The 25,113-nt window shown below is 46.1% G+C and carries 17 protein-coding genes; 8 read left to right on the top strand and 9 right to left on the bottom strand.

Features of this window, described 5'->3' with window-relative positions:
• Positions 1-106: 106 nt before the first annotated feature.
• The 4 genes from BGK61_RS00970 to BGK61_RS00955 all read right to left on the bottom strand — a co-directional run bounded on the left by BGK61_RS00970 (position 107) and on the right by BGK61_RS00955 (position 11,492).
• A complete protein-coding gene (locus BGK61_RS00970; protein ID WP_076025992.1) occupies positions 107-6,244 on the bottom strand; it encodes a pectinesterase family protein in 6,138 nt (2,045 codons plus the stop codon).
• A 98-nt stretch (positions 6,245-6,342) separates the two neighbouring features.
• A complete protein-coding gene (locus BGK61_RS00965; RefSeq protein WP_076011640.1) occupies positions 6,343-9,279 on the bottom strand; it encodes a TonB-dependent receptor in 2,937 nt (978 codons plus the stop codon).
• Between the two features lie 147 nt (positions 9,280-9,426).
• Complete coding sequence (locus BGK61_RS00960) at positions 9,427-10,749, bottom strand: pectate lyase family protein (RefSeq protein ID WP_014999976.1); 1,323 nt, start codon at positions 10,747-10,749, stop codon at positions 9,427-9,429.
• Positions 10,749-11,492, bottom strand: coding sequence for an IclR family transcriptional regulator (locus BGK61_RS00955; protein WP_234349470.1), 744 nt, complete (start codon positions 11,490-11,492; stop codon positions 10,749-10,751). The genes BGK61_RS00960 and BGK61_RS00955 overlap by 1 nt, the downstream gene beginning before the upstream one ends.
• A gap of 509 nt (positions 11,493-12,001) precedes the next feature.
• On the opposite strand from BGK61_RS00955, the gene BGK61_RS00950 reads away from it, so the two are divergent.
• The 6 genes from BGK61_RS00950 to cyoE all read left to right on the top strand — a co-directional run bounded on the left by BGK61_RS00950 (position 12,002) and on the right by cyoE (position 17,571).
• Positions 12,002-12,409, top strand: coding sequence for a hypothetical protein (locus BGK61_RS00950; RefSeq protein ID WP_014999974.1), 408 nt, complete (start codon positions 12,002-12,004; stop codon positions 12,407-12,409).
• 150 nt (positions 12,410-12,559) lie between these two features.
• Positions 12,560-13,501, top strand: coding sequence for a ubiquinol oxidase subunit II (cyoA, locus tag BGK61_RS00945; RefSeq protein ID WP_076011638.1), 942 nt, complete (start codon positions 12,560-12,562; stop codon positions 13,499-13,501).
• Positions 13,502-13,503: 2 nt separating this feature from the next.
• A complete protein-coding gene (gene cyoB, locus BGK61_RS00940) occupies positions 13,504-15,492 on the top strand; it encodes a cytochrome o ubiquinol oxidase subunit I (protein WP_076011637.1) in 1,989 nt (662 codons plus the stop codon).
• A complete protein-coding gene (gene cyoC / locus BGK61_RS00935) occupies positions 15,489-16,106 on the top strand; it encodes a cytochrome o ubiquinol oxidase subunit III (protein WP_076011636.1) in 618 nt (205 codons plus the stop codon). Before cyoB ends, cyoC begins: the two co-directional genes overlap by 4 nt.
• The gene (cyoD, locus tag BGK61_RS00930; protein ID WP_014999970.1) at positions 16,106-16,477 is read left to right on the top strand and encodes a cytochrome o ubiquinol oxidase subunit IV; all 372 of its coding nucleotides are present in this window, start codon (positions 16,106-16,108) and stop codon (positions 16,475-16,477) included. Before cyoC ends, cyoD begins: the two co-directional genes overlap by 1 nt.
• Positions 16,478-16,674: 197 nt before the next feature.
• On the top strand, positions 16,675-17,571 hold the full coding sequence (cyoE, locus tag BGK61_RS00925) for a heme o synthase (protein ID WP_076011635.1): 897 nt from the start codon (positions 16,675-16,677) through the stop codon (positions 17,569-17,571).
• A gap of 128 nt (positions 17,572-17,699) precedes the next feature.
• Here cyoE and BGK61_RS00920 read toward each other — a convergent pair whose 3' ends face one another.
• Positions 17,700-18,212 (bottom strand): YgjV family protein, encoded by a 513-nt coding sequence (locus BGK61_RS00920; RefSeq protein ID WP_076011634.1) that lies wholly within the window; start codon positions 18,210-18,212, stop codon positions 17,700-17,702.
• A gap of 186 nt (positions 18,213-18,398) precedes the next feature.
• Here BGK61_RS00920 and ppiC point away from each other — a divergent pair, with 186 nt between their 5' ends.
• Positions 18,399-18,680, top strand: a complete 282-nt coding sequence (ppiC, locus tag BGK61_RS00915; protein ID WP_012520075.1) for a peptidylprolyl isomerase PpiC — start codon at positions 18,399-18,401, stop codon at positions 18,678-18,680.
• Between the two features lie 92 nt (positions 18,681-18,772).
• On the opposite strand, the gene BGK61_RS00910 is transcribed toward ppiC, so the two are convergent.
• The 3 genes from BGK61_RS00910 to BGK61_RS00900 form a co-directional block, all read right to left on the bottom strand.
• Entirely contained in the window at positions 18,773-19,519 is a 747-nt protein-coding gene (locus tag BGK61_RS00910) for a hypothetical protein (RefSeq protein WP_076011633.1), read from the bottom strand.
• Positions 19,520-19,695: 176 nt separating this feature from the next.
• Positions 19,696-20,802, bottom strand: coding sequence for a FecR family protein (locus tag BGK61_RS00905; RefSeq protein WP_076011632.1), 1,107 nt, complete (start codon positions 20,800-20,802; stop codon positions 19,696-19,698).
• A complete protein-coding gene (locus BGK61_RS00900; protein WP_076011631.1) occupies positions 20,795-21,385 on the bottom strand; it encodes a sigma-70 family RNA polymerase sigma factor in 591 nt (196 codons plus the stop codon). Before BGK61_RS00900 ends, BGK61_RS00905 begins: the two co-directional genes overlap by 8 nt.
• A 209-nt stretch (positions 21,386-21,594) precedes the next feature.
• Here BGK61_RS00900 and BGK61_RS00895 point away from each other — a divergent pair, with 209 nt between their 5' ends.
• On the top strand, positions 21,595-24,759 hold the full coding sequence (locus tag BGK61_RS00895) for a TonB-dependent receptor (protein WP_234349469.1): 3,165 nt from the start codon (positions 21,595-21,597) through the stop codon (positions 24,757-24,759).
• A 34-nt stretch (positions 24,760-24,793) separates the two neighbouring features.
• On the opposite strand, the gene BGK61_RS00890 is transcribed toward BGK61_RS00895, so the two are convergent.
• The gene (locus tag BGK61_RS00890) at positions 24,794-24,976 is read right to left on the bottom strand and encodes a DUF6435 family protein (RefSeq protein WP_014999963.1); all 183 of its coding nucleotides are present in this window, start codon (positions 24,974-24,976) and stop codon (positions 24,794-24,796) included.
• Positions 24,977-25,113 lie beyond the last annotated feature (137 nt).

The raw sequence follows: 25,113 nt of genomic DNA, 5'->3' as shown, positions 1-25,113 counted from the left end.
ACGGAAAAAGTTAATAAAAGTAAATGGTAATAATGAACTCGATATAAAAAGAAAGGCGCTGCTTATACAGCAGCGCCTTTGTTATTGTTGTTAAACGTTTTTAGGCTTAATTTAACGGAGGAATGTCATCGGCATTCTGGTTAATTTTACCTACGCCCGAGTAGTTGATAACTCGCTGCTTAACGACTTCGGCATCATCTAGTACGTAGTCGTACGGCACTTCGTAGCTGGATGTTGGCGTGGCGTCAGGTCCTGCAACAACGTCACCATCAGCTGGCGTTGTCCAGGTTACGCCTTCGCCAAACAGGTTGCCTGACGTGTTCCAGTATCCAATAACGTCTGAGTAGAAAGAAACAATTGGGTTTTGCGTGTTCTCAAACACATTGTTTTCTACCTGTAGCTCTGCACCAATTCTTGAATTGATTGCCGTAGAGGATATTTGATTGTAGTAGTTGTTATACAAGTGACCGTGACCGTAGCGGAATAACGGTAAACGTGACTCAATATTCTCAAACCGGTTGTGATGGAAGGTAATTAAACGCTCGGTATTATCACTGTCTACATCATTCTCCGTGTGGCCGTGTAACGAGGCTTTCCAATGATCATGAAGGTAGTTGTAAGAGATAGTGATGTTTTTCGCGCCGCGTTTACTATCTACTAATCCATCGTAGAAATCCTTGTCCACAGACAATGTGCTGTAAAGCTCATTGTGGTCAATCCAAATGTTGCTGGTGGTAGAGCCGTCGTTATCACCTTCAATAGAGATAGCGTCTTTTCCATCAGTAAGCACGTGATGGATTTTCAGGTTTTGAATAATCACGTTATTTGCGCGTCTGATTAAGATGCCAATACCGTCGAATTCGCCCCTGTCTGCAACCCCAATAATTGACACATCGTTCATGTCTTTTATTTCAATCGGTGAGCCCGTACCGCCATTGTTTGCGTCGGTAATGGTGCCATCTACATAAACCGTTACTGGGGTGTTGCTGTTCGCCGCGCTGTCGAGTGCCGCCTGCAGGTCAGCGCCGTTATCTACGGTTACTACTGTACCGCCAGCACCGCCGGTTAATGCATAGTTGTATTGTGCAAAACCGTAAGCATCAAGCGTTGGAGCAGGTGCTACATTCGGTAAGTTAGGCTCACTTGGCACCCAGCCTTCACCGTTATTAAAGTGAGAGAATATCGCCGTTCTGCTGGTAAGTTCAGTCACTTCGCTGTCGGCAAGAATGTGGGCAAACTGACGGCTTGAAAGATCAAGCGGGTTACCCTGCATATCCATGCTGCCGTACTCACGCCATCCTGCTGCTGCGGTTGCAGGGCTAGGGTTTGGTGCCGGTTGGTCGCGTACTCCTTCACCCGCCCAGCCGATAGTGGCAATGTGTGTGTCGAAACGGTTATTAATAAGCGTAATATTGTCGAAGTAGCTCGCGCTGCCGCCACTTCTTGCAATATACGTAGAGTCGTCGAGTACACCGTTACCAATAGGGCCTGGGCCATTGGTGAAGCTGCTGTTTAAGAAGATAAACCCTTTATAAGAAATATCAGGTACGCGAGCTTGTAGAATGTAGCCGCCCGCTGTGTCTTCGTCAGGGTTGCCATTTTTAGAGTCGCCAATGGTGCGAATTTCGCTGTTTTCAAACAGTGCAGTATTTACGTAACCCCAAATGAAATCAACGTTGCCGGCAATCAATGAGTTGTAGAACCAACTGAAGCCTTTTAACAGCAGTGTATCTTGTTCACTCACAAAGTTCATATCAACGGCAGTTAGACGACCTGAATCACTGTTAAAGTAAATCGTCTCAGCTTGGTTAGAGTAGTCGTTGCTTCTGATGTGTGAGTTTTTCAAAGTGAAGTTCGTTAGCGTCAGGTTATCTACGCCTTCCACTAAAAACACGCTTCTTCCGCCAGATGGTGTGCCCGCGGCAGGTGCTTCGCTCTTGCCGCTACCGCTGTTAAAGCTTTCAAAGTTATCGTAGTACACCACGGTATTGTCTCGGCTCTCGCCTTGAAGCGTGACATTGTTGTTACCGCGAAGGAACAGCATTTCCTGATACTCGCCGTCACGAATCGTAATGCGAGATGGCGTATCGCTGCTTACGTTTTGCATCACGTAATTAAGCGCACCTTGCACCGTGCGGAAATCCGCTTCGCCGTCATCATCTACGGTAACATTCGCGCCAGAAGGTGCGGCAGCTCTTGTTGCAAAGCGCCAGTTCGCACTCTTGCCAATACCACTAAAGCTTTCACCATTTAGCGTTGCGCCGGTTACCGCACCATCGCTAATGGCTACGTAATATGACTGACCATATTGAAGGGCATTTGTATGAGGCTTAATCACTAATTTGTTGCCTACAACTGATGCAGGGCGGTAAGCCACTTTGCGCTGTCTGTCTTGGCCTTCAAAGCCAATAAAGTCTTCATCAGCTGCAATATTGATAACGTCTACCAGGGTGTCGTCTGTCGCATTGTAAATGCGCACTTCACCGCTACTTCCTAAGGTGGGTTCGCTGTCGAAGGTTAACGAGAGTAGGGTATCGGGATACGCATTGTTATTGCCCGAATACGGTGTGGTATCTGGGAATAAGTCGCCATAGGTGGCGGTAGGCATTGTGAAGCCTTCGCCAACATTAACGGCAATGTGTTTGCTTAACGTAGGATCAGAGCCAGAGGTAAAAGTTACTATTGCGCTGCCGGCAGCGCGAGGGGTAATAGTAACTTGTGGGCCTTGCTGCTCTACGCTAACCACACTCGCATCACTGCTGGTTACGGTAAATGTGTCTTCAGTTATACCGTCGTTTTGTACTGCGGTAACGTAAACGAATAACGGATCGCTACTGGTGGTGGTCTCCCACTCTGTTTCTTTGAAATCCAGAGTAAGTTGAACAGGTTTAACAGCGGGGTCACCCACTTTTAAATCGTCCAGCTCGAACGAACGGTTATTAGTGAAAAGGCCAATAAGTCCCGCAGCGCTATAGGTTGTATCTTCTGCTGTACCCATGTTCTCACCGTCTAAATAAACGGTGAGTTTCTCGTTTTCCATTTCAAAACGTACGCGATACCACGTGCCGTCTGTACCGTCTTTTTCACCCAGTACAATAGGTGACTTAGCTTGGACAGGGCGAGAAATACTGCCTTCGGTACTTACCGCTACTTCCACTTGTGTACTGCTCGATGAGTTTTGTACATTCAAACCTCCGCCGTACCAGTTTCCAGCGCTATCATAACGACCTAGAAGGAAGATCTGTTTGTTTCGCGTGGTGCTGTTTTGTCTTGGACGAATGCGCGCTTCAACAAAGTAATTTCCATTTTCTGGCAGGTTGCTTAGCGCCGACTCTTTAACCAAGAAAATCTCGCCACCTTCACCGCCAGCGGTGTAGCGCATCACTTTGTTGCCTTCATCTTCTACAATGTCAAATGTGCCTTGTGGGCCGTTTGAGCCTGCGTCGTCTGAAATAAGCGTGAAGTTATCTAAAGAGCCCGATGCAAAGTCGTCACAGAAGTAAAGCTGTGGTTCATTTTCACAGCTAAACTTGCTGTCATCTGGCGCTTCACCCACATACGATATAACAAAGTTATCGATAACCACTTTGCCGCCACTTTCAGTACGAAGCTGTAAAAACGAGGTGGGTGTACCAATAAATCCATCGATAGTTAGGCGTTGTCCCGGCACAAGGTTATTAACCAATTCACTGTAGAATTTAGAGTCGCCACCATGTATCGATTTGCTGCTACTGCTGGTGTTGTTATCTACATATATCTGGAAGTTGTTGTCGCCTTCACTGTCTTCAACGGCAATGATGTCCATACTAATGGTATATTCACGGCTTAAATCTAATATACCTGTGGTTACAGTGTCATCAGCGGTTGTGTCTATATCAGGGGTACTGTTGCCCATGGTAAAGCGTGCACTGTCGATGGCTAGTTGGCCTTCGGAGATCACTAAACCTGAACCGCCGCCCGTTACGCTATAAAACGGTGTCGCACCACCATCGGTTGACTTGTATTCAGGGCTGAAGAAGGTGTCAGCGTCTGTTTCAAACGTTTCCTCTAATAGGGTGTTTTCATCAATATATTCAATGCGAATATTGTCGATGACCACAATAGAGCCACTTTCCGTTCTAAATTGAAGGTACGAGTTAGGCGTTGCTATCTGTCCTTCTATTGTCATGGTGGTTCCCGGTACTAAATCGAGCACAGGCTCATTAAAGAAACGGGAATCTGAACCTAGGTGTGAGTTGGCGCTGCCAGAAGTATTGTTATCCACGTAAATCTGGAATTTGTTGTCGCCTTCGGAATCTTCAGCAGAAATAACATCAAAGATAACCTTGTAAGGACGGCTCAAATCCAGTGCACCGGTTGATGAGGTATCGTCAGACGAACTTTGGGTATCTGGCTCAGTATTACCAAGGGTAAAACGTCCGCCGTCAAGCTGAATACCAGTGTCAATTTGCGTTACCGAACCACCGGTAATGGTAAACATGGCGACTTGCTCACCCGCTGCATTTTCAATCGCGGCAAAGTTTGTCGAGAAAATATCCTCGCTTTCACCTGCAAAGGTATAGGAAAGCGGCAGCGGTACACTTGGAATAACTTCTGGCTCTTCAGGTTCGGTAGGCTCAGGCTCAACCGGAGGCACTGGGTCAACTGCGTCAGCTACCGTCTCAATTTTTAAGTTATCGATGGTGATAGTGGCACTAGAGTCTGTGCGCAATTGAAAGAAACTATTGGTTACCGAGCTATCGAGAATTTTAGCGTCAGGTGCACTAGGATCGCCGCCACCAATATCGTCACCTGGCTCATAGGTATAGGTAAATCGCGTGCCGGGTACCATCGTGCCGTCTGCTAACCCTATGCTCACGAACTTAGAAGCAGCACCGTGTACTGAGTTATCTTGCCCTGTGGTGTTGTTATCTACATAAAGGCTGAACGTACCGCCGCCATTATGAGAAATAACGTCGAAGCTAATGGTAAAACCTTCACTAAGGTTATAAATACCCATGCCTACCGTATCTGATGCCGACGTATTAGCACCTGGGTTGGCTGCAGCATTACCTATACTGAATCGATCGCCTTCAAGGGTAAGTTGACCTGTGGTGGCGTCGACTAGCGGGCTGCCACCCGTTACATAATAAAGCGCACCGGCGTCTGGCTCTTCACTTAAACGCTTGTACGACGATGAGAAAAACGTATCGGTGTCGGTATCGAAGTTTTCTTCAAGCGCCGCCTGGATAGAATTCGCGGCTTCTTCTAGCTTTGCCAGTTCAACATCTGCTTGTTCTTGGGTAAAAGCAAACAGGTAGTTTTGCGGGTCTTCGTTGGCAAGACAGCTTTCAACATGCAGCACTAACGGCATAGACTGAGCGTTATCTGGAGATACAACGCACAGGCTGTATACCTCGTTAACCGTGTTGAAAGCACGGGAAATAAGATACTCAGTTTGCTCATCGTAGCTAAGGGCAATAACTTTTCGTCCAAAAGAGAATTCATAGCTACCTGTTGTGCTTTCCTCACCGTGCACTCTTACAAAAGTACCTGACAAGTTCGTTTCGTCGTCTGGCGTAAAGGTGTAAGTGGCTTGAGATACACTTCTGCCTTCCAGTGTTGGTGCGTAAATGTCGCCTGTGAAGCGGGTTACATCAAAGGTGTTAGGGAAGAGCGTACCTAATTCGGCTTCAAGATAATTCACGAAATGACTGATAGCCTGTGCTTTATCCACAAGCGTAGCACTGGCTCCGCCAGCGGAACCAAGCCACACCTCTACATCGGCTGCAAAATCAGCATCAGATTGATTAAAGAAATCTTCAATGGTTTGCCCTTCGTCGAGGGTTGCCACTGCTACATCGCCGGCACTGGCGCTTAGTGTTATACCGTTACTTGGATCGCCATCGGTATCAAGAGATTGTAAAAGTCGAAGGGTGTTTACGACCGACTGGTTAAAAGGGTTGTCGGTTGCGAATAGGTCAAGAGGAGAGATAACGCTCGATGCCGGGGTTTCTGGAAACGCCAGCTGACCTATGCTGAAAGCGAGCTGTTCGCCTCTGAAGTAAGAGTATTCACCCTGCGCATTAGTGGTGCCGTTTTCCACAGAAGCAGAAGAATAATTAATTCCTTCAACGGGGCTATCAACAAATACGCCAGTCAGTGCTGGATCGGGGGGGAGTGTTACGTTGGTAGAGCTTTTCTCGCCGCAGGCAGTAACGAGAATAACACCACCCATCAGGGCAGCAATTTTCGTGAGTTTCATGGTACTCAATCTCCATATTTTACTGGGCGTACTACCGCACTACATGTCCGCTCCAGCTTTATTATGTGGAAAAGGCCGGGTTTCCCCGGCGCAGACAATTAGTAGAACTTAATGTTTACACCCAGCTGATAGCTGCGGCCGTACTCTTCTTTCTGGTACAGAATATTACCGCCGCTTAACGCGTTACCTTGGAAGTAGCGAAGGTCTGACTCCTCGGTAAGGTTGATGGCGTCAAAGTACAATTGTGCGTACTCGGTAATGTCGTACTGAAGTTTAAAGTCTAAGCTTTTAACCGAATCTTGATATTGGTCACCCCAAATCTTGCAGGACTTAGGATCGTTAAGATCGGCAGTAATTGGGCAAGAGCCAATTTGTTCAAGAACTTCAGAACGCACGTTACCAATTAAGCGAGCTGAGAACGTTTCACTTTCCCAACCAAATACAAGGTTGAAGGTGGTATCAGCTTGATCAGGCAGTGCCACTTTACCTTGACGAATACTGCCATCAAGCGTGGCTTCACTATCTAGGATGGTGGCATTACTTTGAATGAATAAACCATTCTCGAAGTACTGGTTGTAGCTCAGCTCTAACCCGATAACCGAGGCCTTATTACCGTTTACGGTAATATTAATCTCGTTTAGGTATAAGTCCTGCGGAATAACAAACTCAGTAACCTGGTTTACCGGAAGCGTAAGTGGCAGGTCGTTAAGCGCCATGCCAATTCCGTTTACATCCACAATAAAGTTGTCGATGTCTTTATAGAAAATAGCCGCTTCCATAAAGAGGTTTTCGCTTGGATACCAGCCAATTGACGCATCGTAGTTAATAGATGTCATTGCAACGAGATTAGGGTTACCCACATCTAGTGCATTATCGGAACCCAGCACATATTGGCTTAACTGTTGAAGCGATGCGCCACCTTGACTGTCATCACAATCGTCCGAACCTGGAGGGCAAAGCTCGATATCGCTGTCAAATACGGCAAATGCGCGAGCTTGTTTAAACGATGGGCGAGTAAAGCTGGTCCACGCCGCTGCACGCACTAGGAAGTTTTCACTGGGCTCCCATTTAATGTGCGCACTAGGGAAAAACTCGCTGTATTTAATAGATGCTTCCGGTAACGGGATGGCGATATCCAGTGCGCCCGCACCTGCGCCATTAAATTCAAAGTCATCGTTTTCTAGCGAAAGAAAACCGGTGGAAGAGAACTCGGTTTGAGCCCAACGAACACCTGTTATTAACGTGGCATCAGGCCCCAGAGGTAACTCTGCCATAGCATACACCGCCTGCGTATCTTCGGTGATGCTGTAGTCGCCCTTAGTGCTTTCAATGGACACTTCGCCATTTGTGGCAGGTACCACCGTTTGACGGGTTGCATTAACAATTTGGTCCACTACACCGCGACTTTCAAAAGGCAACTGGAATGCACTGTTTGAAGGAATCTGGGTGTCGTAGTCGGCAAGAGTAGAGTTGACTGCGGCAATACATGCGTCGTCGCTACAGTCACTGGCAGAAGGGTCAAAGCTCCAACGGTCTTTATCGCGTACATGGTCGCGTTCACTTACCTGCACACCGAACTTAATGGTGTTTAACCAGTCATTAAAAATGTCGGTTCGCAGATTAAGGTTTACCGTCTTAATTTCGTCAATTCGGGTTCCGCCTTCTAAAAACAGATTATCAAATTGATAATTTGAAAGGTCAGAGCCATCGCCGCTGCCCGACGTGCCAAAAATGCTGTTTTCCGGGTCGTAGGTTAGACCTGCGATTTCCGCAGCTTCCTGCGGGCTTAAAATACGAGCATTAATGTTGTCTCGACCACCTTGGCCATAAACAATCAGGTCTCGTTCACGAAACTGAACGCGGCGGTCACCGGTTGAGTCTTCTTCTGAGCGAGATTGAGCATATTCGTAGTCAAACACGAAACGTTCAGCAATACGGTTTTCACCCCCTAAGCTGAACGTTATGGTTTTGTTTTTACTTTCTTGCAAGAAGTGCTGGTGGAACACATCTATATCGCTAAGAATAAACTCTTTAGTAGCGCCGTTTACGTAAACGATTTCATCGTTTCCTACAGAGCCTGCATCTTGAAAGTCGTAAAATTCACGCTGCGCGCGGTCGTCATCTTCAAATTGTGTGAACGTGCCTTTGGCATAATAGTACGCATCGGCAGAGGGCTTATACTCTAAGTTAAGCGCAGCAGCTTGGCGGGTTCTGCCAGCAATCTCACGACGAATTTCCAACTGAGAAGGCGCGAGAATTTCGTCACCTTGAGCAATTTCTTCTTCCGTTTTACCCAAGTCAGCGGTGTAAAACTTCATTTCGTTGGTGCTGTGGTGGCGCGTTTCGTCTATCTGGGTTTTTCGGTCTTCGTGAGATATCGCAAAACCAATACCAAACGTGTTGTCGAGGAAAAACTGGGTGCCGTCTAAGCTAAATTTTGGAGAGTGCTCTTCGCGGGCTTCTGAGTACGCGTCCTGAATACGCATTTTTAAGGTGTTTTTACCGCGATCAAACGCTGAAATTGCTTTTACGTTTACTGTGCCGCCAATGGAATTCAGGTTTTGGTCTGGTGTGAGGGTTTTAAGCACCTCAATGGTTCCTAGCAGGTCAGCAGGAAGTGCGTCTAAGCCCACTTTCCGCTCTTCGCCTGCACCAGACATTTGTGCGCCGTTCATATTTATTGATACGAAGCCGGGCCCTAAGCCTCGAACGGTAACAAACTTACCTTCGCCTTCTGAGCGCTGTAGCGTTACACCTGGCAATCTTCGAAGAGACTCCGCTACGTTTTGATCGACAAAGTTGCCTAAGTCATCGGTAGAGATAACAGAGCTAAAGCCATTCTTCATGCGTTCTAAGTCACGCGCTTTTAGGTCTGCCTGTTTAACACCCTTTACTTCAACTACTTCAATTTCGCTAGGGGTTTCATTTGTTTCAGTTTGCTCGGTATTTTCCTGAGCCGGTGCAGTACTTTGCGCCATGGTGGAAAACGCCGTGGACACGGCTAGAGCGAGGGCTGTCCATTGAAACACTTTCATGTTTTGAACTCCTAAATTCCAAAATCGACATAGCTGTAGTATTTGTAGTTTGCTATGCCACCGGTGGCAGTATTGATCTTGTAGTTTAGGAATGCATTATTATTTAACGTTTATTTCACAAATTATTAATATATGAATATTTAGCCGTCACAATGTGGGAATTCCAGCAAGTACGCGCCATGAATTCTCTTCGTGGAAAGTAAGTGGAGGAACAGTGTCGGCGGTAAAATAGTTGCGGTAATTCGTCCAGTCAATTACATCTAATTCGCTGTCTATAATCCCATTTTTGCTGTTGTATTGATTGTGTTGTATTTGCGTAATTATGCGCTCATCCACGGGGTCTAGCCCTTTTCCAGCGCGAGTAAGGTTAGCACCGACCTGTTTGCTTTCGATCAGGCTTGCCCACGTCTGCTGTGTTGTTAGCTGTGTATCGCCAAGCTCATCTATTTTGTCTTGATGAAAAGGCACGTTTGAAAGGGAACGAGCAAGTACAGCTTTTTCTTTTTCCGAGCCAGCTTTGGCACTTTTAACATCTATACCTTTGCTATTGTCTGAAGACATATCGCTATGGCCCTTCATCAGGTTTTCAGCAACGTACAGTCGAGTGAGTGATTCCTTATCGTCCCATAGTTGAAAAAACCATATTTTCTTTGTTGCGGACCCAGGCGCGTAGACATTCCCCACCAGATTCGCAATGCCGTTTTCGCCGCCATAGGCTGAGTTCTTTTGCCAGTTAGCAATGACATTGTTTCGAATATCAACGAACTCTTGCTGTTGGGGGTAAGGCGGGTTCAGTCGCCATCCATTAATGCGAGGGTTTCTGCTGGTATGATTGACTAAAATATTACGTAAAAAGCTAGCGTTGCTGCCGCCCCAAATACCGCCATAACCGTGGCTGCCTTTATGGTGTCCGGCGTTGTTTAAACTCTCTGAGAGAATGCTGTTTTGTAGTGTAAAGCGCTGATTATTGTAGAACGAACCTACCTCGTCTTTTGACCAACTGAGCGAGCAGTGATCGATGATGACGTCAGTAGTGTTTCTTACAGTGACCGCGTCGCCTTCTTTACTGTCTTTCCCTGGCCTAAAACGCATGTGACGAATAATAACCTGGTTAGCTTCAACGCTTGTGGAAGCACCGGAAACCACAATTCCGTGAGGAGAAGTTTGGCCTGCAATCGTGACATTGTCGTGCTTTATCTCTAAGTCTTTTTCAAGGACGATAACACCAGATACATTAAAAACAATTAGTCTCGGGTAGTCTTGCGCCACCGCCCAACGCAACGTCCCTTCTTGTGGGCTTTTCGCATTGTCAGACAACGAGTTAACAACTAACACTCTACCTTGGTTTCCACCTTGCGTGTATTTACCAAAGCCCAGCGCTCCTTCAAACGCTAAGGGTTGAGCGTGACAATTAGTCAGTACAAAAAGCAAGACGATTGCGACAAGAAATTGGATGGATTTATGTTTCATTACTGCATGTCCTGCTCAAAAGGTTGGGCACTGATGGTTGGAAGACGAGCGATATCTTTAAGTTTTGTGCTCCATGCCTGCAAAATCTTAAAGTCGTGGATCACGCCGTCTAGTTCTATCGCTAAAATTGATACAAGCTCACCGTCTCGCATAAAGACCGGCACGGCAACCAGCGTTACATTTCGCGGTAAATAGTGGCTAACGGCAAAGCCTCTAGTGCAGGTTGTTGCTCGTAGTTTCGCGGCTTGATGTTCATCAAAATAAGCAGGGTGATTACTGTCGTCCATGTTTTGATACTTTGGGTGGTAAGCCAACATGACGTGGCCCGCAGCAGATTCAAATAGGGGCAGCTTTGTTCCTGGTCTAATCGTTGTTATTTGTTTGTCTCTGGCGTCTAAAACATCGATAACAAACGCACAATAGTCACCAAGCGTACAGATAATGGCGCTAGCGTTAGTTGGCGCAATAAGTTTTGAAAGCTCGGGCGCAACTATTCTCTGAACGTATCGGCTGCGTGAGTTTGCTGCGCTAATTTCGTAAATACGCGTTCCATAGAAATATTTTGTGCCACGCTTTTCTACTACACGTTCACTGGTTAACGTTCTAAGTAATCTAAAAACTGATGTGCGGGGAAGATTGAGCGCAGACTCGATTTCAGAGGCACTTAAACCTGAGCGAGACTCGGCGATAGCTTGACATAGCTGCAGCGCCTGCATAACACTGGGAATTACATACCTTTCCATCTTTTTGCGGTCCCAAAATCAAGATAATACTGCCTGATATTAACACGAATTAAACAAAATGCTACCGGTGGCATTTTAAAATAATGATGATTTTTAGAACAGTTGCGTTGTGAAACGAGGACACGTTAATGTGCGATTCATCGCATTAATAAGACGCCTGGCGATTTATGAATTGCTTAGAAAGCATCACAGAAATTCGGATTGTTAAAACAAATAATTAACAACTACAGATGGCGACAGGAATTATTAGAAGCGTTGTTTAGCCTAGAGAAACCAAAAGATGCGCTGTTTATGTGTCAGTGACAGAAGCGTCTTAGTACAGTGTGAGACTTTCATTAAATGTTAATGAATTGGTTATCAATGCGTTGTACTTCAAATCACAGGCCTTGAAAGCCCTAAGGTGGGTGGCTTGTGCTTGCTTTCAATTATGATTACCCTGCCACGCCTGCACCTAATCAGGTGGAGTTGCATAAATACTTGTGTATTTTTCATAAGGCATAACGTTCTATATGGCACCACGTCCTTTCAGTTTCTTAAACGAACTGAATTCACTAATTAGACCCGCAGTAAACTACACCAATGGTGTGGGCGCTATGCTGTGGTTGGCTAATATGGTGTTATTGCTGAACATTACGCTAGTTATCAGTGGTACTTTGGCTGACTCAGCAGAGTTCGTCAGTGCATTTAATGAAAGTTTGGTTGTAGAGCCTTTTTTCATTGCCCTCGCTAATCACACACTTTCACAATTTATCGTTCCTACCATAGCACTGGTATTAGTGGGCCTTTTGGTAAAAGCCACGGCGATAGCAAAGGCGCAAATAACAAAACAGCGCCGACCTCTTCCTTATCTTTGCCCTACATTTCCCCAACCTTTTGTTCAAACGGTTGGCAGTAGAGCGCCCCCACTTTTTAGTTAAACGTCTCCGATTTAATTATTTAACGCCGAAAGCATTGCGCAGTAAGTGCGACAAAGCTTTACCGGTGTGTTTTTCGATGCTGTAACGCTGCCATTCTCTATTAAGCGGCTCAGTCATCGCCGTTTAACTTGTGGGTTATAGGAACTTGTTTTGTCTATTCGTAACCTTTTTACTTTAATTGTTGCTGGTGCAGGGCTGACGTTGGCCGGTTGCAGCGGTGGCGTGCTTGACCCTAAAGGGCAAGTGGGCATGGATGAAAAGAATCTAATTATTCTTTGCACCATCCTAATGCTAATAGTTGTTGTTCCCGTCATTTTTCTTACGCTTTACTTTGCGTGGAAGTATCGCGCTAGTCGCGATTTCGAAATTTATACCCCTAAGTGGGCACACTCAACCAAAATTGAAGCGGTGGTGTGGTCCATTCCAATTCTCATTGTCGTGTCGTTGAGTGTGATCACCTGGCGCTCTACTCACGCACTCGACCCTTATGCGCCGCTAGAAGGTCAAGGAGAGCATCTTACTGTTGAAGTAGTCTCGCTCAACTGGAAGTGGCTGTTTATTTATCCTGAACAGGGTATCGCAACGGTCAATGAATTGGTGTTTCCTGCCAATAAACCCGTTGCGTTTAAGATTACTTCTGAAAGCACCATGAACTCGTTTTTTATTCCTCAGCTAGGAAGCCAGATTTACTCTATGGCGGGAATGGAAACCAAGCTTCATCTTATTGCCGACGAGCCAGGTACGTACAAAGGCATTTCTTCAAATTATAGCGGTGCGGGATTCACTGGCATGAAGTTTAACGCTATTGCCACACCTACCGAAGATGACTTCGAGGCGTGGGTTGCCAGCGTTAAGCAGTCGCAAACATCGTTAACTTCAGGTGCCTACAAGCAGCTTGCTGAGCCAAGCGAAAACAATCCGGTGACCTATTTCAGCAAGGTCGATGACGGCTTATTTCATAACATTGTTATGAAATACATGAAAGATCACGGCTCTATGGATTTCTACAACAAGCCGGAAAACGCCGTCATGGGCGAACATCACGCCATGCCTGAAATGCAACACAGCCATCACCAAGAGGATGCACAATAACCATGTCTTTATTAGGTAAATTATCTATTGAGGCCGTGCCCTATCACGAGCCGATTATTATGGTGACACTTGCTGTTGTGGCAGTGGTGGGTGTGGTCATTGCCATGCTTATCACCAAGCACAAACAGTGGGGAACCCTGTGGTTTGATTGGATAACGTCTGTCGACCACAAACGTCTTGGAATTATGTACATTGTGTTGGCTATGATCATGCTGCTGCGTGGCTTCGCCGACGCCATTATGATGCGTACTCAGCTTGCAATGGCAACCAATGGTGCGCCCGGGTATCTTCCGCCAGAGCACTACGACCAAATCTTCACAGCCCATGGCGTTATCATGATTATCTTTATGGCGATGCCGTTTATGATTGGGTTGATGAATATCATTTTGCCACTACAAATTGGTGCTCGCGATGTGGCGTTTCCATTTTTAAATAACTTAAGTTTTTGGCTGACCGCAGGTGGCGCAATTCTAGTAAATGTGTCTTTGGGGTTAGGTGAATTCGCAAAAACAGGGTGGGTTGCTTATCCGCCGCTAGCCGGGTTGGAGTTTAGTCCCGGGGTTGGCGTCGACTATTATATTTGGGCCCTGCAGATATCCGGGCTCGGTACGCTGCTAACCGCCGTAAACTTCTTAGTTACCGTGTTTAAAATGCGTGCGCCCGGCATGAAGTTAATGCAAATGCCTATATTCACATGGACCTGTACGTGGGCGAACATTCTGATTGCTGCTTCGTTCCCTATTCTTACGGCTGTGTTGGCTATGCTAACCCTAGACCGCTACATGGACTTCCACTTCTTCACGAATGAAGCCGGTGGTAATTCGATGATGTATATCAACCTATTCTGGGCGTGGGGACACCCTGAGGTTTATATTCTGGTACTGCCTGCATTTGGTATTTTTTCAGAAGTTATATCTACGTTTACCGCTAAGCGCCTGTTTGGCTACAAGTCGATGGTTTATGCGTCCGGTGCCATTGCTATTCTCGGTTTTATTGTCTGGCTACATCACTTCTTTACCATGGGTTCAAGCGCCAATGTGAATGCCTTCTTCGGCATTATGACCATGGTTATTGCCGTACCCACGGGCGTGAAACTGTTTAACTGGCTATTCACCATGTATCGCGGTCGCTTAATTTTGAGTGTGCCAGTGCTGTGGACGTTAGGCTTTATGGTGACCTTCACCATTGGGGGCATGACAGGGGTGTTACTTGCCATTCCAGGTGCTGACTATGTGCTTCACAATAGCTTGTTCTTAATTGCACACTTTCATAACACCATTATTGGTGGTGCGGTATTTGGCTATCTGGCTGGCTTTGCTTTTTGGTTCCCGAAAGCCATGGGCTTTAAGCTTGACGAAAAAACCGGAAAAGCAGCCTTTTGGTGCTGGCAAATTGGTTTCCTTTTGGCGTTCATGCCCCTGTACGTGCTTGGCTTTTTGGGTATGACACGCCGCTTAAATCACACCGACAATCCTGACTGGAATATCTGGTTATACATTGCTGCATTTGGTGCGTTTGTTATAGCAATTGGTATTTTCTTCCAGCTACTTCAGCTGTTTGTAAGCTTCAAAAACAAAGAAAAGCTTAACGATACAACGGGCGACCCGTGGAATGGTCACACGCTAGAGTGGTCAACGGCGTCACCGCCTCAGTTTTACAACTTTGCCAAGATACCTCACATCAAAGACATTGATGCGTGGACGGATATGAAGGAACGTGGCGAGTCGTATCAACGCCCTGAAAATTACGCGCCTATTCATATGCCAAAAAATACTTCAGCAGGTGTGTTTATGAGTATGAGCTTTACTCTAATGGGCTTTGCCCTTATCTGGCATATCTGGTGGCTTGCTGTTGTCGGTTTAGTGGCTGGAGTAGGAGTATTTATTAAGCGTTGCTATACCTCGGATGTTGATTACTACGTGCAGGTAGATGAGGTCGAACGAGTTGAAGCTACGCACTTAAGTGCCAATACAGTGGGAGGTCGCTCATGAGTACTATTGCAACATCAAGTTCAGCGTCAATGCCGCATGAACACGCACACGAAGAACATCATGAAAACAACACCGTGTTTGGTTTCTGGCTGTATTTAATGACCGACTGTTTGTTGTTTGCTTCTTTCTTTGCCACCTATGCCGTGCTGTTTATGAATACGGCAGGCGGTGTGTCTGGCAAAGATATTTTCGAGCTCAACTTTGTTGCAGTTGAAACCGCCGCACTGCTTTTAAGCAGCATTACCTTTGGCTTTGCCATGATATGCGCTCACCGACAAAATAAGTCTGGCGCCCTTGCTTGGCTGTCTGTGACATGGGCACTGGGTGCGTGTTTTATTGGTATGGAAGTGTACGAATTCCACCATCTTATTGAGCATGGTAACGGGCCGCAGCAAAGTGCGTTTTTAACGGCGTTTTTCTCGCTAGTGGGACTGCACGGAATGCACGTTACAGCGGGTCTTATTTGGATGACGATCATGTTTATCGAAGTAACCCGCCGAGGTCTAGGTGAGCAAACCGTTACCCGACTTAGCTGCTTAAGCTTGTTTTGGCACTTCCTCGATATCGTATGGATATGTGTATTTACCGTAGTGTACTTAATGGGGGCAATGTAATGGCGTTACACGATGCAAAATTAGCTTCAAATACGGACGGTCACGCTTCATCGACCCACAATAGTGATGACGTACATGGCGATGTAAAGTCTTATGTTATTGGTTTCATTCTATCTGTGGTGCTCACCGCTATTCCGTTCACTCTAGTGATGAATGGCGACCTATCTAAAGTTACCACGATTTGGAGCGTGGTAACCTTGGGCTTGGTTCAAATTTGGGTGCACCTTAAATACTTTTTGCACCTTAACTTTGTTACCGAAGAAGGCAGAGCCAATACGTTTTCGTTCTTATTTAGTGCGCTTATTATTTTCATGGTGGTTGGGTTATCCGTTTGGATTATCTACGAATCAAATGCCATGATGATGTATTAGCAAGTCTCTGTATATGCGTGGTCTAGCCTGACGATCATGTCAGGCTTTTCAATGTGTTTACTTCATCGCGGTCAGTACGATAAGCCCTCATGTTTTGCCCTTCTATTGGGGCAACCTATTTTGGGGGCAACATTGGGGCTTCTCAGTACACCTTGATACGCGTCTAAATGGGCGCGTTTTAAATTTGGATTTTACCCATGACCTCTACTTATAAACGTTACCTGTCAGTAACCAAGCCCGGCATTATTATGGGCAATGCTATTTCGGTAACGGGCGGTTTCTTGCTCGCGTCCCGTGGCGATATAGATTACTGGCTATTGCTCGCAACGCTCATCGGTTTATCGCTGGTGGTGGCTTCAGGTTGTGTCATTAATAACTGCATTGACCGAGATATCGACAGCAAAATGCAGCGCACGGCTAATCGGGTGACAGTAACAGGCGAGTTGCCATTACGTACTGCGATGTTGCACGGTGCTGTGCTAGGCATTGCAGGGTTTGGCTTGTTAGCGCTTTACACCAACCTTACTGCCGTATTTTTTGCTGTTTTTGGCTACGTTATTTATGTGGGTGTGTACAGCCTGTATATGAAGCGAAACTCGGTGTATGGCACCTTCGTTGGCAGTTTGTCGGGGGCCGTTCCGCCCGTAGTCGGTTATTGCGCGGCGAGCGGTCAGTTTGATATGGCTGCAGCTATTTTGCTGGGTATGTTCAGCATTTGGCAAATGCCCCATTCCTATGCCATCGCTATCTTTAGATATAACGACTATAAGGCGGCTGGCATTCCCGTATTGCCTGTTTCGCAAGGTATCGCGAAAGCAAAACGCCATATTGTTCTTCATATTGCGTTATTTGCTTTAGTTGTAATGCTGCTTCCACTTAACGGTTATACGGGTATTGGCTTTTTAACAGTAGCTTTCGCAACAAGCCTTTGGTGGCTGTTGATGGCACTGCGCGGATACAGACCCGACATCAACGTAGAAGGCTGGGCAAAACGAGTATTTGGTTTTTCCATTGTGAATATAACGCTGTTATCTATCGCTATGTCACTGGACTATCACACGTCAGTAACGAGTCTGTTTGCACTTTCGTTTTGAATAAGGCGTTTCTAGTCATTCGGTAATATTTGCTTGAAAGCTTCCAATACAGTGTGCGTATAGCAATTCATTCACTTTGGGCAATCAAGGCGTGTAGATTGGGAGCATAGTCTGGCATAGATTGGGAATCAGGCCTGAGCGAGTGCTTTTTGCCCTCTGTACAAGCGAATAATGGTGAAGCTATTAACTGCCAGTAACGTAGCTTCAAGCAAGGTGCCGCCAATAGAGCCGACAATAATATTGTTGGTTAGCCAACATATTGCACCGCACAAAAACGCTAAACGCATGCGGATCCCCGATAAACAAAACAAGGCATAAGTGCCTATACACGTTCCCAAAATAGGGAATAAATCGTACCAAACTTCGGCCAAATACAGCCCGGCTGCTAGCGATATTAATATAAATAGATAGGCGACACTGCGAGAACGGGTTTTAATCGAAATGCCTGTTCTTACCACTGAAAGCAAGGCACTTAAGCATGCGGTTACGGCACCAAGTAGCGCAAAATGCAGGGCGTGATTTAAATTCATCACCACCATCATTATTCGCAGGTGCTGATCATCACGCTGATAAAAGCACAAAATGCCAAGCGCAAAACTCAGCATTCCTATCGCTTGGGCCAAGTCAAATTCTGGTAACAAAAGGGAAGGCTCGTCAATGATTGATAAAGGTTAACGATACGCAGTTTTTAAACAGCAGAGTAGCCTTTACATCGCTTTTTTAACCCAACACATCACATTGACTAATGGCAGGCGGGTTGTTCACTAGGGTATACTTAGCGTGCACGATATTATTCTTAAACCCCCGATACAAATTAGGTCCTTTCCATGGCAACGGCATCCGCACTTCACATTTTGGTTAAAACAGAGAAAGAAGCGCTTTCTATTTTAGAGCAGCTCAAAAAGGGTAAGGATTTTGCGACGTTAGCAAAGCGTCATTCCAAATGCCCGTCGGGCAAGCGTGGCGGCGACCTTGGTGAATTTCGCCGAGGCCAAATGGTAAAAGCCTTCGACGATGTGGTATTTAAAAAAGACGTGCTAAAAGTACACGGGCCGGTGAAGACCCGTTTCGGCTACCACCTTATTAAAACGCTCTATCGTAGTAATTAAAACCAGAGCCTTTTATAATCAAAGCCGCTAAAGCCGAAGTAAGCCCGGTCCATTCAACAAGCGTTTAAACTATGTCTTGGCTAATTACCTTGTTAATTGCCGGGCTCCCACTTTTCACCGCATACTGAATTTTTGGTAAATATGGCGTACGGGCTGTTGGTGTCGTGCAGTGAATTGCGTAGCGCTGCGCCGTGATCTACCGTAATAAAAGGTGTGTCAGAGGCCTTACCTTGTTCATCCAGTATAAAGTAGTCGCTGGAGTAGCTTGTCAGCATCATGCGATTGTCGTAACCCGTATCGCTTAAGCGCACCCGGGTTATGGCTTTAAATTTAGCGTCGGGGTTAGAAAGGCCTACGATTTTCTTAAAAAAGTAGCCTTTATCAGACTGCAGCTGGGAAAAACCATTTAACGTGTTTATTAAGGTCTTTAAATCTATTGCTTCGCGCTGTAGCATGAAGTCGTGCTGGATGGCATTGCCATCTTTTCTAAGGCTGTCTTTCGAAGGTGCTTTGCCAGCAGTATAGGCCTGCTCTGCTTCCAATGAAGAAAGGTGCGCTTGCCCTTCCTCTGTATAGTGAACCAGTGCGCTTGTATTCATGTTTACGTAGTAGTCGCTGATCCCCGCAGGTACCACTTCAAATAGCATAACATCTGGGGTTACGGCGCCTCGCTCTTCGGGCGTTTGAGGGCCTTTAGCGACGCACTTGTCAGAGATGAAATAATAATATTGGCCAGCTTCAATGGCGAAAGCTGTATTAGATAGCACCGCGCAGGTGGTCAGAAGTAGTAGGCTGGAAGTGAGCTGCCTAATTGCCGTTAAAGCACTGCCTATTTGCATATCAAAGAAGCCTTATTGTTTGATGCATTTATATATAATACCAATGCATGCGAACTGGTATAAGGCGTCATTGTAAGGGGTAGTGGGTAAAAGCGCGAGTTAAGCTTTAGAACGCGCTTTCGATTTAGTTTGTAGCCCAATAAAGCTAAATAAGAACCTATGAGCCAAGCGCACCGTTAACGGGGGCGAAGGACAATAGTGTCGCTAGAGTAGTCTGTAGATATCTGTAAATTGTCGGCAAGGGCTGCAATAAGCGCATCTACGTCGTTGGTATTGAATAGCCCTGCTACTTGCATATTGGCAAGCGCTGCATCACCTAAAACAACCGTTTTATCCGTATATCGGCTTACTTCTTCAATCACGTCAATTAATGGCTCGCCGCGAAATACAATCTTGCCTTCCCGCCAGCTTAAATCATTCGCGATATCTTCATCTGACACAGTCTCGATGGTGCTGTTGGGTAAAGATAAAAGCGACTTTTCACCTTGAACTAACGTCAGTGGCTGAGCCTGCGGTTTAATAATTGGATCAATAATGCTTTCGCCATTCGCTTTGTTAAGTGTATAGCTGGCGACTTCTACCACGCCTTCGGTAACTACCAGTTCAAGGTCGCCGCGATGATATTGCACATTAAATGCAGTACCAACCGCCTGTATAGCTTTACCGGCTGCAAGTACATTGAGCGGGCGGGATTTGTCTTTTGCCACTTCGATATGAAGCTCACCTTTGACAAGCTGAATAACCCGTGAGGTCTCAGTAAAGGCAATGTTCACTTGAGAGTTGGTATTAAGCCATAGTGTACTGCCGTCTTCTAAGCTAATACTTTTGTGCTCGCCTGCTTTGGTCGAGGCTTGTAACGAGTAGTTTGCTACTTGTAAAGCAGGTTCGGTTTGATTAGACGACGAGAATAAATTTAGACCCTGATAACTTAACAATCCAACCATTAAGAACGAGGCTGCAATAGCCAGCGGGCGCTTCCAAGCCACGGTGCTGTTTGTTTTGTGTTTGGCGTTAGGCTCAGGTGTATGAGGTACGATATCAGCCAATTCGCTAAGCACAGACATTTTGTCCCATAACGCTACCATCTCTAGGAAAGTGTCTCGATGCAATGGCGTTGCAAGCCATTTTTTTAGCGCTTGCATTTCCTCGTCATCAAGTCCCTCGTCTAGCTTCACAAGCCATTCGCTAGCAACATCAAGCACACGATCATCGCTATTAAATTGAACAACGTTGCTTTGGGTGGCTGATTTGTCGGTTTTAGTTTCGTTTTTAGAACTATTCATGGGCGTCTCTCTTTACATCCGCCGAGCTGTGTTGCCCACCATTTTGAAAAGCGTTCGGCCGTGTATACGACGTTGTTTGTCGTCGCATAAATAAGGTGCATCTTTTTATCCCTTCAGCAATATGCTTTTCCACGGTTTTTTCGCTTATCTCTAATTCCTGGGCAATCTCTTTAAGAGAGTAGCCATACACTTTCTTCAACACAAATGCGCGCCTGCATTGTTTGGGTAGGGCGCGCACTGCATCACAAAACAACTTAAACTCTTGCTGGGTAGCGTTGTTGTGAAATGTTTCATCTTCAACACCGCTAATTGCACTTTCCAGCGCTGCCGCAACCTCTACGCTGTCGTCTACCATGCGCGTATCAGCACGCTTTAAATGATCGTAAGCCAAGTTTTTTGCGGTCTTAAACAAAAACGACTTAGGCTCTTTAATATGCTCAGTAGATTTAGCCTGACACAAGCGGACGTACGTATCCTGTAGTATGTCGTCGACTTCTTTAGGCGGCACAAGGCGCGATAGCATTTTGGCCATCGAGCCGCGCGCCGACATATAGGCATTATGTATGGCTGTTTCTATGGGCATATTGTTATTTTTTATCGTTGTTACTTACTAAGACGACAGCCACGCTATTTTCCCCCAGTATTTTCAACATTATCGCTCAAAAATTAAATTTGTTAATGGGTTGTATATAATGCGGCGCTAGTTTAAAACAACACCAACAATAAAGAGGAGGGTGACGCGTAGGCATTTCCCCTTCATAAATTAATAATAACAATAGCGTAAATACAAATATGCCTGTGGCAAATAACCCATTCGACACACAACCCAAGCTGCCTTTTAAGCCTAAAGCTTTAACGGTTGCGCTGTGTATGGTGTCGTTCGGCGCAAGTCACACCGCTATTGCTCAATCGGTGCTTCCTCACCAACAAGCCGAAGTAATTGCTCAAAATAAGTCACCGCTTTCAGCGATAAATTTCGCTATTCCCGCACAAAGCGCAGATGAGGCGATCATCGCGTTTGCAAACCAGGCCGAGCTGACCGTAGTCTTTCCCTTCAATAAAGTCAGACATGTCTTTGCCAACGAAGTAAGTGGTAACTATACGCCGCAGGAGGCAATTAAAAAGCTTTTAGCTGGTACGGGTCTGAGTGCTCACATTGTTGATAACACACGCATAAAAATAGTGCCTGCTAGCGATGGCGATGAAAACAATCACTTGCTAGGTCGCCTGTTTAACGCCATTACCGCACAAGACGATAGCTTGGTGACCGTACCGGATGAGCAAGGTAGTTACGACATTGAATACATTGAAGTAAGGGGCTTGCGAGCGCGTGTTGCTCAATCGGTGGGGATTAAACGCAACGCGAACGTCATCATTGATACAATCCAGTCGGTGGATATGGGTAAGTTCCCCGATCAAAACCTCGCAGAAGCGCTGCAGCGTGTGTCTGGCGTATCTATCGACCGCGCAGAAGGGGAAGGGCAACTTGTTACGGTGAGGGGCTTTGGGCCGGAATTTAATCGGGTTTTATTAAACGGCAGGCCCATGGCAACCGATAAGCTCGGGCGCGAATTCAGTTTTGATACACTGGCTTCTGAGATTGTCAGCAGTGTAACCGTACACAAACAAAGTCAGGCGACCATGCAGTCGGGTGGCATTGGCGCTACGATTGATGTTCAAACTGCTAAACCTTTATCCTTCAAGGGAATGCGGGCGGCTGGCAGCGTCAAAATGCAGTACGACACCAACTCGCAACAATACGCGCCTTCTACCTCTGCTATGTTCAGCAACACCTATTTAAATAACTCGTTTGGTATTCTAGCCTCTTTTACTCAGCACAAGCGCCAAGCGCGGTTAGAAGAAGCGCAAATTGATGGCTGGTTGGTAAATACTAACGTACCTGAAAGTGAGCTTTCTGAATACGTTCCTACGTTATACGTTCCCAGAAATTACGATCAAAGAGTGCGTTTTGACGATAGAACCCGCACGGGGTCTGCACTCGTTTTACAGTATAGACCTAACAACAAGCTAGAGCTTACTGCCGACTATTTGGGGTCAACATTTGATGTGGAGACCTCGGCAACCTCAATGGGGCATTGGTTTACATCGAGTAACCTTGAAGATGTTACGGTTGATAAAAACGGCACAGCGGTGTCTTTTTCACAAAACAGTGGGCACGCCACAGACTTTCACGCTCGCACTTTTAACCGTTCGTCGACCTTGAAAAGCTTCGGTTTTGCAGCAAACTATATCGCGAGCGATAGCGTAATTGTTGATGCTGATCTGTCTTATTCAATGGCTAATGTCGATGACAATAACGGAGAGGGCAATTCACTCTCTCTTATCGGCTATTTAAATCGCTCTTCATTTGACCATACTCAATCAAACATATTGCCGGCTATATCGGGCTTTGAACAAGCCAACCCTCGTCAAGTTAACGCTTTGGGTGAGCCAGTGGGGGTATCCCATTACTTAGACCCAGCTAACGGCCGTTCTCATGTGATGCTGCGCAGAGGATGGAGTGTTGACGACGATATAGGGCAAGCAAAAATCAATGTAAGCGTGCTTGGCGACGATAACTGGTTTAGCAAAATTGACGTTGGCGGAGCATTAACTCAGCGAGAAAAAGCCAACGAAAGAAGAGACAACGAAGCTGACGCACGACACTGCAGTTTTTGTGGCTATTTTGATGCACCAGATATTCCCGATAGCTTCCAAACCATATTTGACGCAGGTGACGATTTTCTTGGGTCGATTAGTGGGCATGAGAACATACCTCATCAGTGGCTGCGTCACGACGGCGATACATTATTTCGTTACTTGGAGAACGCTGGTGATGTCAGTTTAGCCGCTGAAACTCGGGGGAGTTCTTTCGCGGTTAAGGAAACGGTGTATGCGGGGTATGTTCAAGCCGCTATTGAAAAGGATTTTGCGCCTTGGTTTATCGATATGCATGCAGGGCTACGGGCTGAGTATACTGACGTAAAAGTAAGTGGTGTCGACGAACAGTTGTCGGCGTTAGTTATTTTAGACCAAACCGAACTTGGGCAAGAATTCGGCGCCTCGGTAAGTATTGATGAATCGTCAAACTACACCAATGTTTTACCTAGCGTAAGTTTTAAAGCCAGCTGGTTAGATAGCTGGGTATTTCGCGCGGCTTACAATCACAGTATTACCCGTCCAACCTTAGAGCAGATGGCGCCGGGTGTAACCTATACCACAACGCGACAAGGTGGCGATTTGCGGGCGCGTATCGGAAACGCACAGCTATTGCCCTTTGAGGCAAAAAACATTGATGTGGCTGTGGAGCATTACTACCAGGAAAATAGCTATATATCGGCAGGTTACTTTAGAAAAACGGTAGACAATTTCATTGTTAATGAAAGCAGTACGCAAACCTTTAATAACGTGACCGACCCTAGTACCGGCACAAATCCAAACGCGGCTGACGATGCCGATGCGTTAGCGCAGTTTTCCGTAATATCTCCAAGCAATGGCGAGTCAGCAACGGTCGAAGGGGTCGAGATAGCAGTGCAGCATTTGTTTGGCGACTCAGGGTGGGGAATTCAGGCCAATGCGAGCTTTGTAGACAGTAACGCTGAATTAGACACTGCCAATATTCGCTCAACCTTTGCGCTTACGGGGTTGTCAGGTGCCAAAAACATGGTGCTGTTTTATGAAAAAAATGCGCTGCAATGGCGGGTGGCTTGGAACCAGCGAGAAGGCTTTTTGCAGTCACTAAACCAAACCCAAAGCACCGAGCCTACCTTTGTTAGCCCTTACCAGCAGTGGGATATGAGCCTTTCATATCAGTTCAGCCCTAGGGTTTCTGTATTTTTTGAAGGTATCAACATTACCAACGAAACCGTGCATAAGCGCGGCCGATTCAGCAATCATCTTTTACTTGTGCAAGATGCAGGAGCGCGCTACGCCTTGGGTGTGAACATCACGTATTAGTATGCGGTAGCACGCAACCTACAAGCGCTTAGTTTCATGCCCCTTGCGTGTTCTTCTCAATTGTTTCAATTTCTTTCCATAGCTTTTCTGATTGAGCGGTAAGCAATGAATAAGTCTTTATGTCACCGTTTCTTTGCGCGTGCATGGCTTTTTCAAGAAGGGTGTCATACTGCTTTCGCATCTTTTTGGTTGGATTGCTTTTAAAAAGTCCAAACATAGTGAAAGTCCTGAATAAAGAGATAGCAAGAAAACGTTTAAACAGGAACTTTCGATCACCCATTTTCGTGAACAAACTTTCATAAAGATTCATGGGAGAATACTTGAGTGAATGGCAGGCCATTTGGCTAAGTTGAG

This window comes from Alteromonas abrolhosensis (assembly GCF_001953635.1).
Lineage (GTDB): Bacteria > Pseudomonadota > Gammaproteobacteria > Enterobacterales > Alteromonadaceae > Alteromonas > Alteromonas abrolhosensis.
Note: the sequence above shows the minus strand (reverse complement) of the source record. Positions and strands in the feature narration are given on the sequence as shown.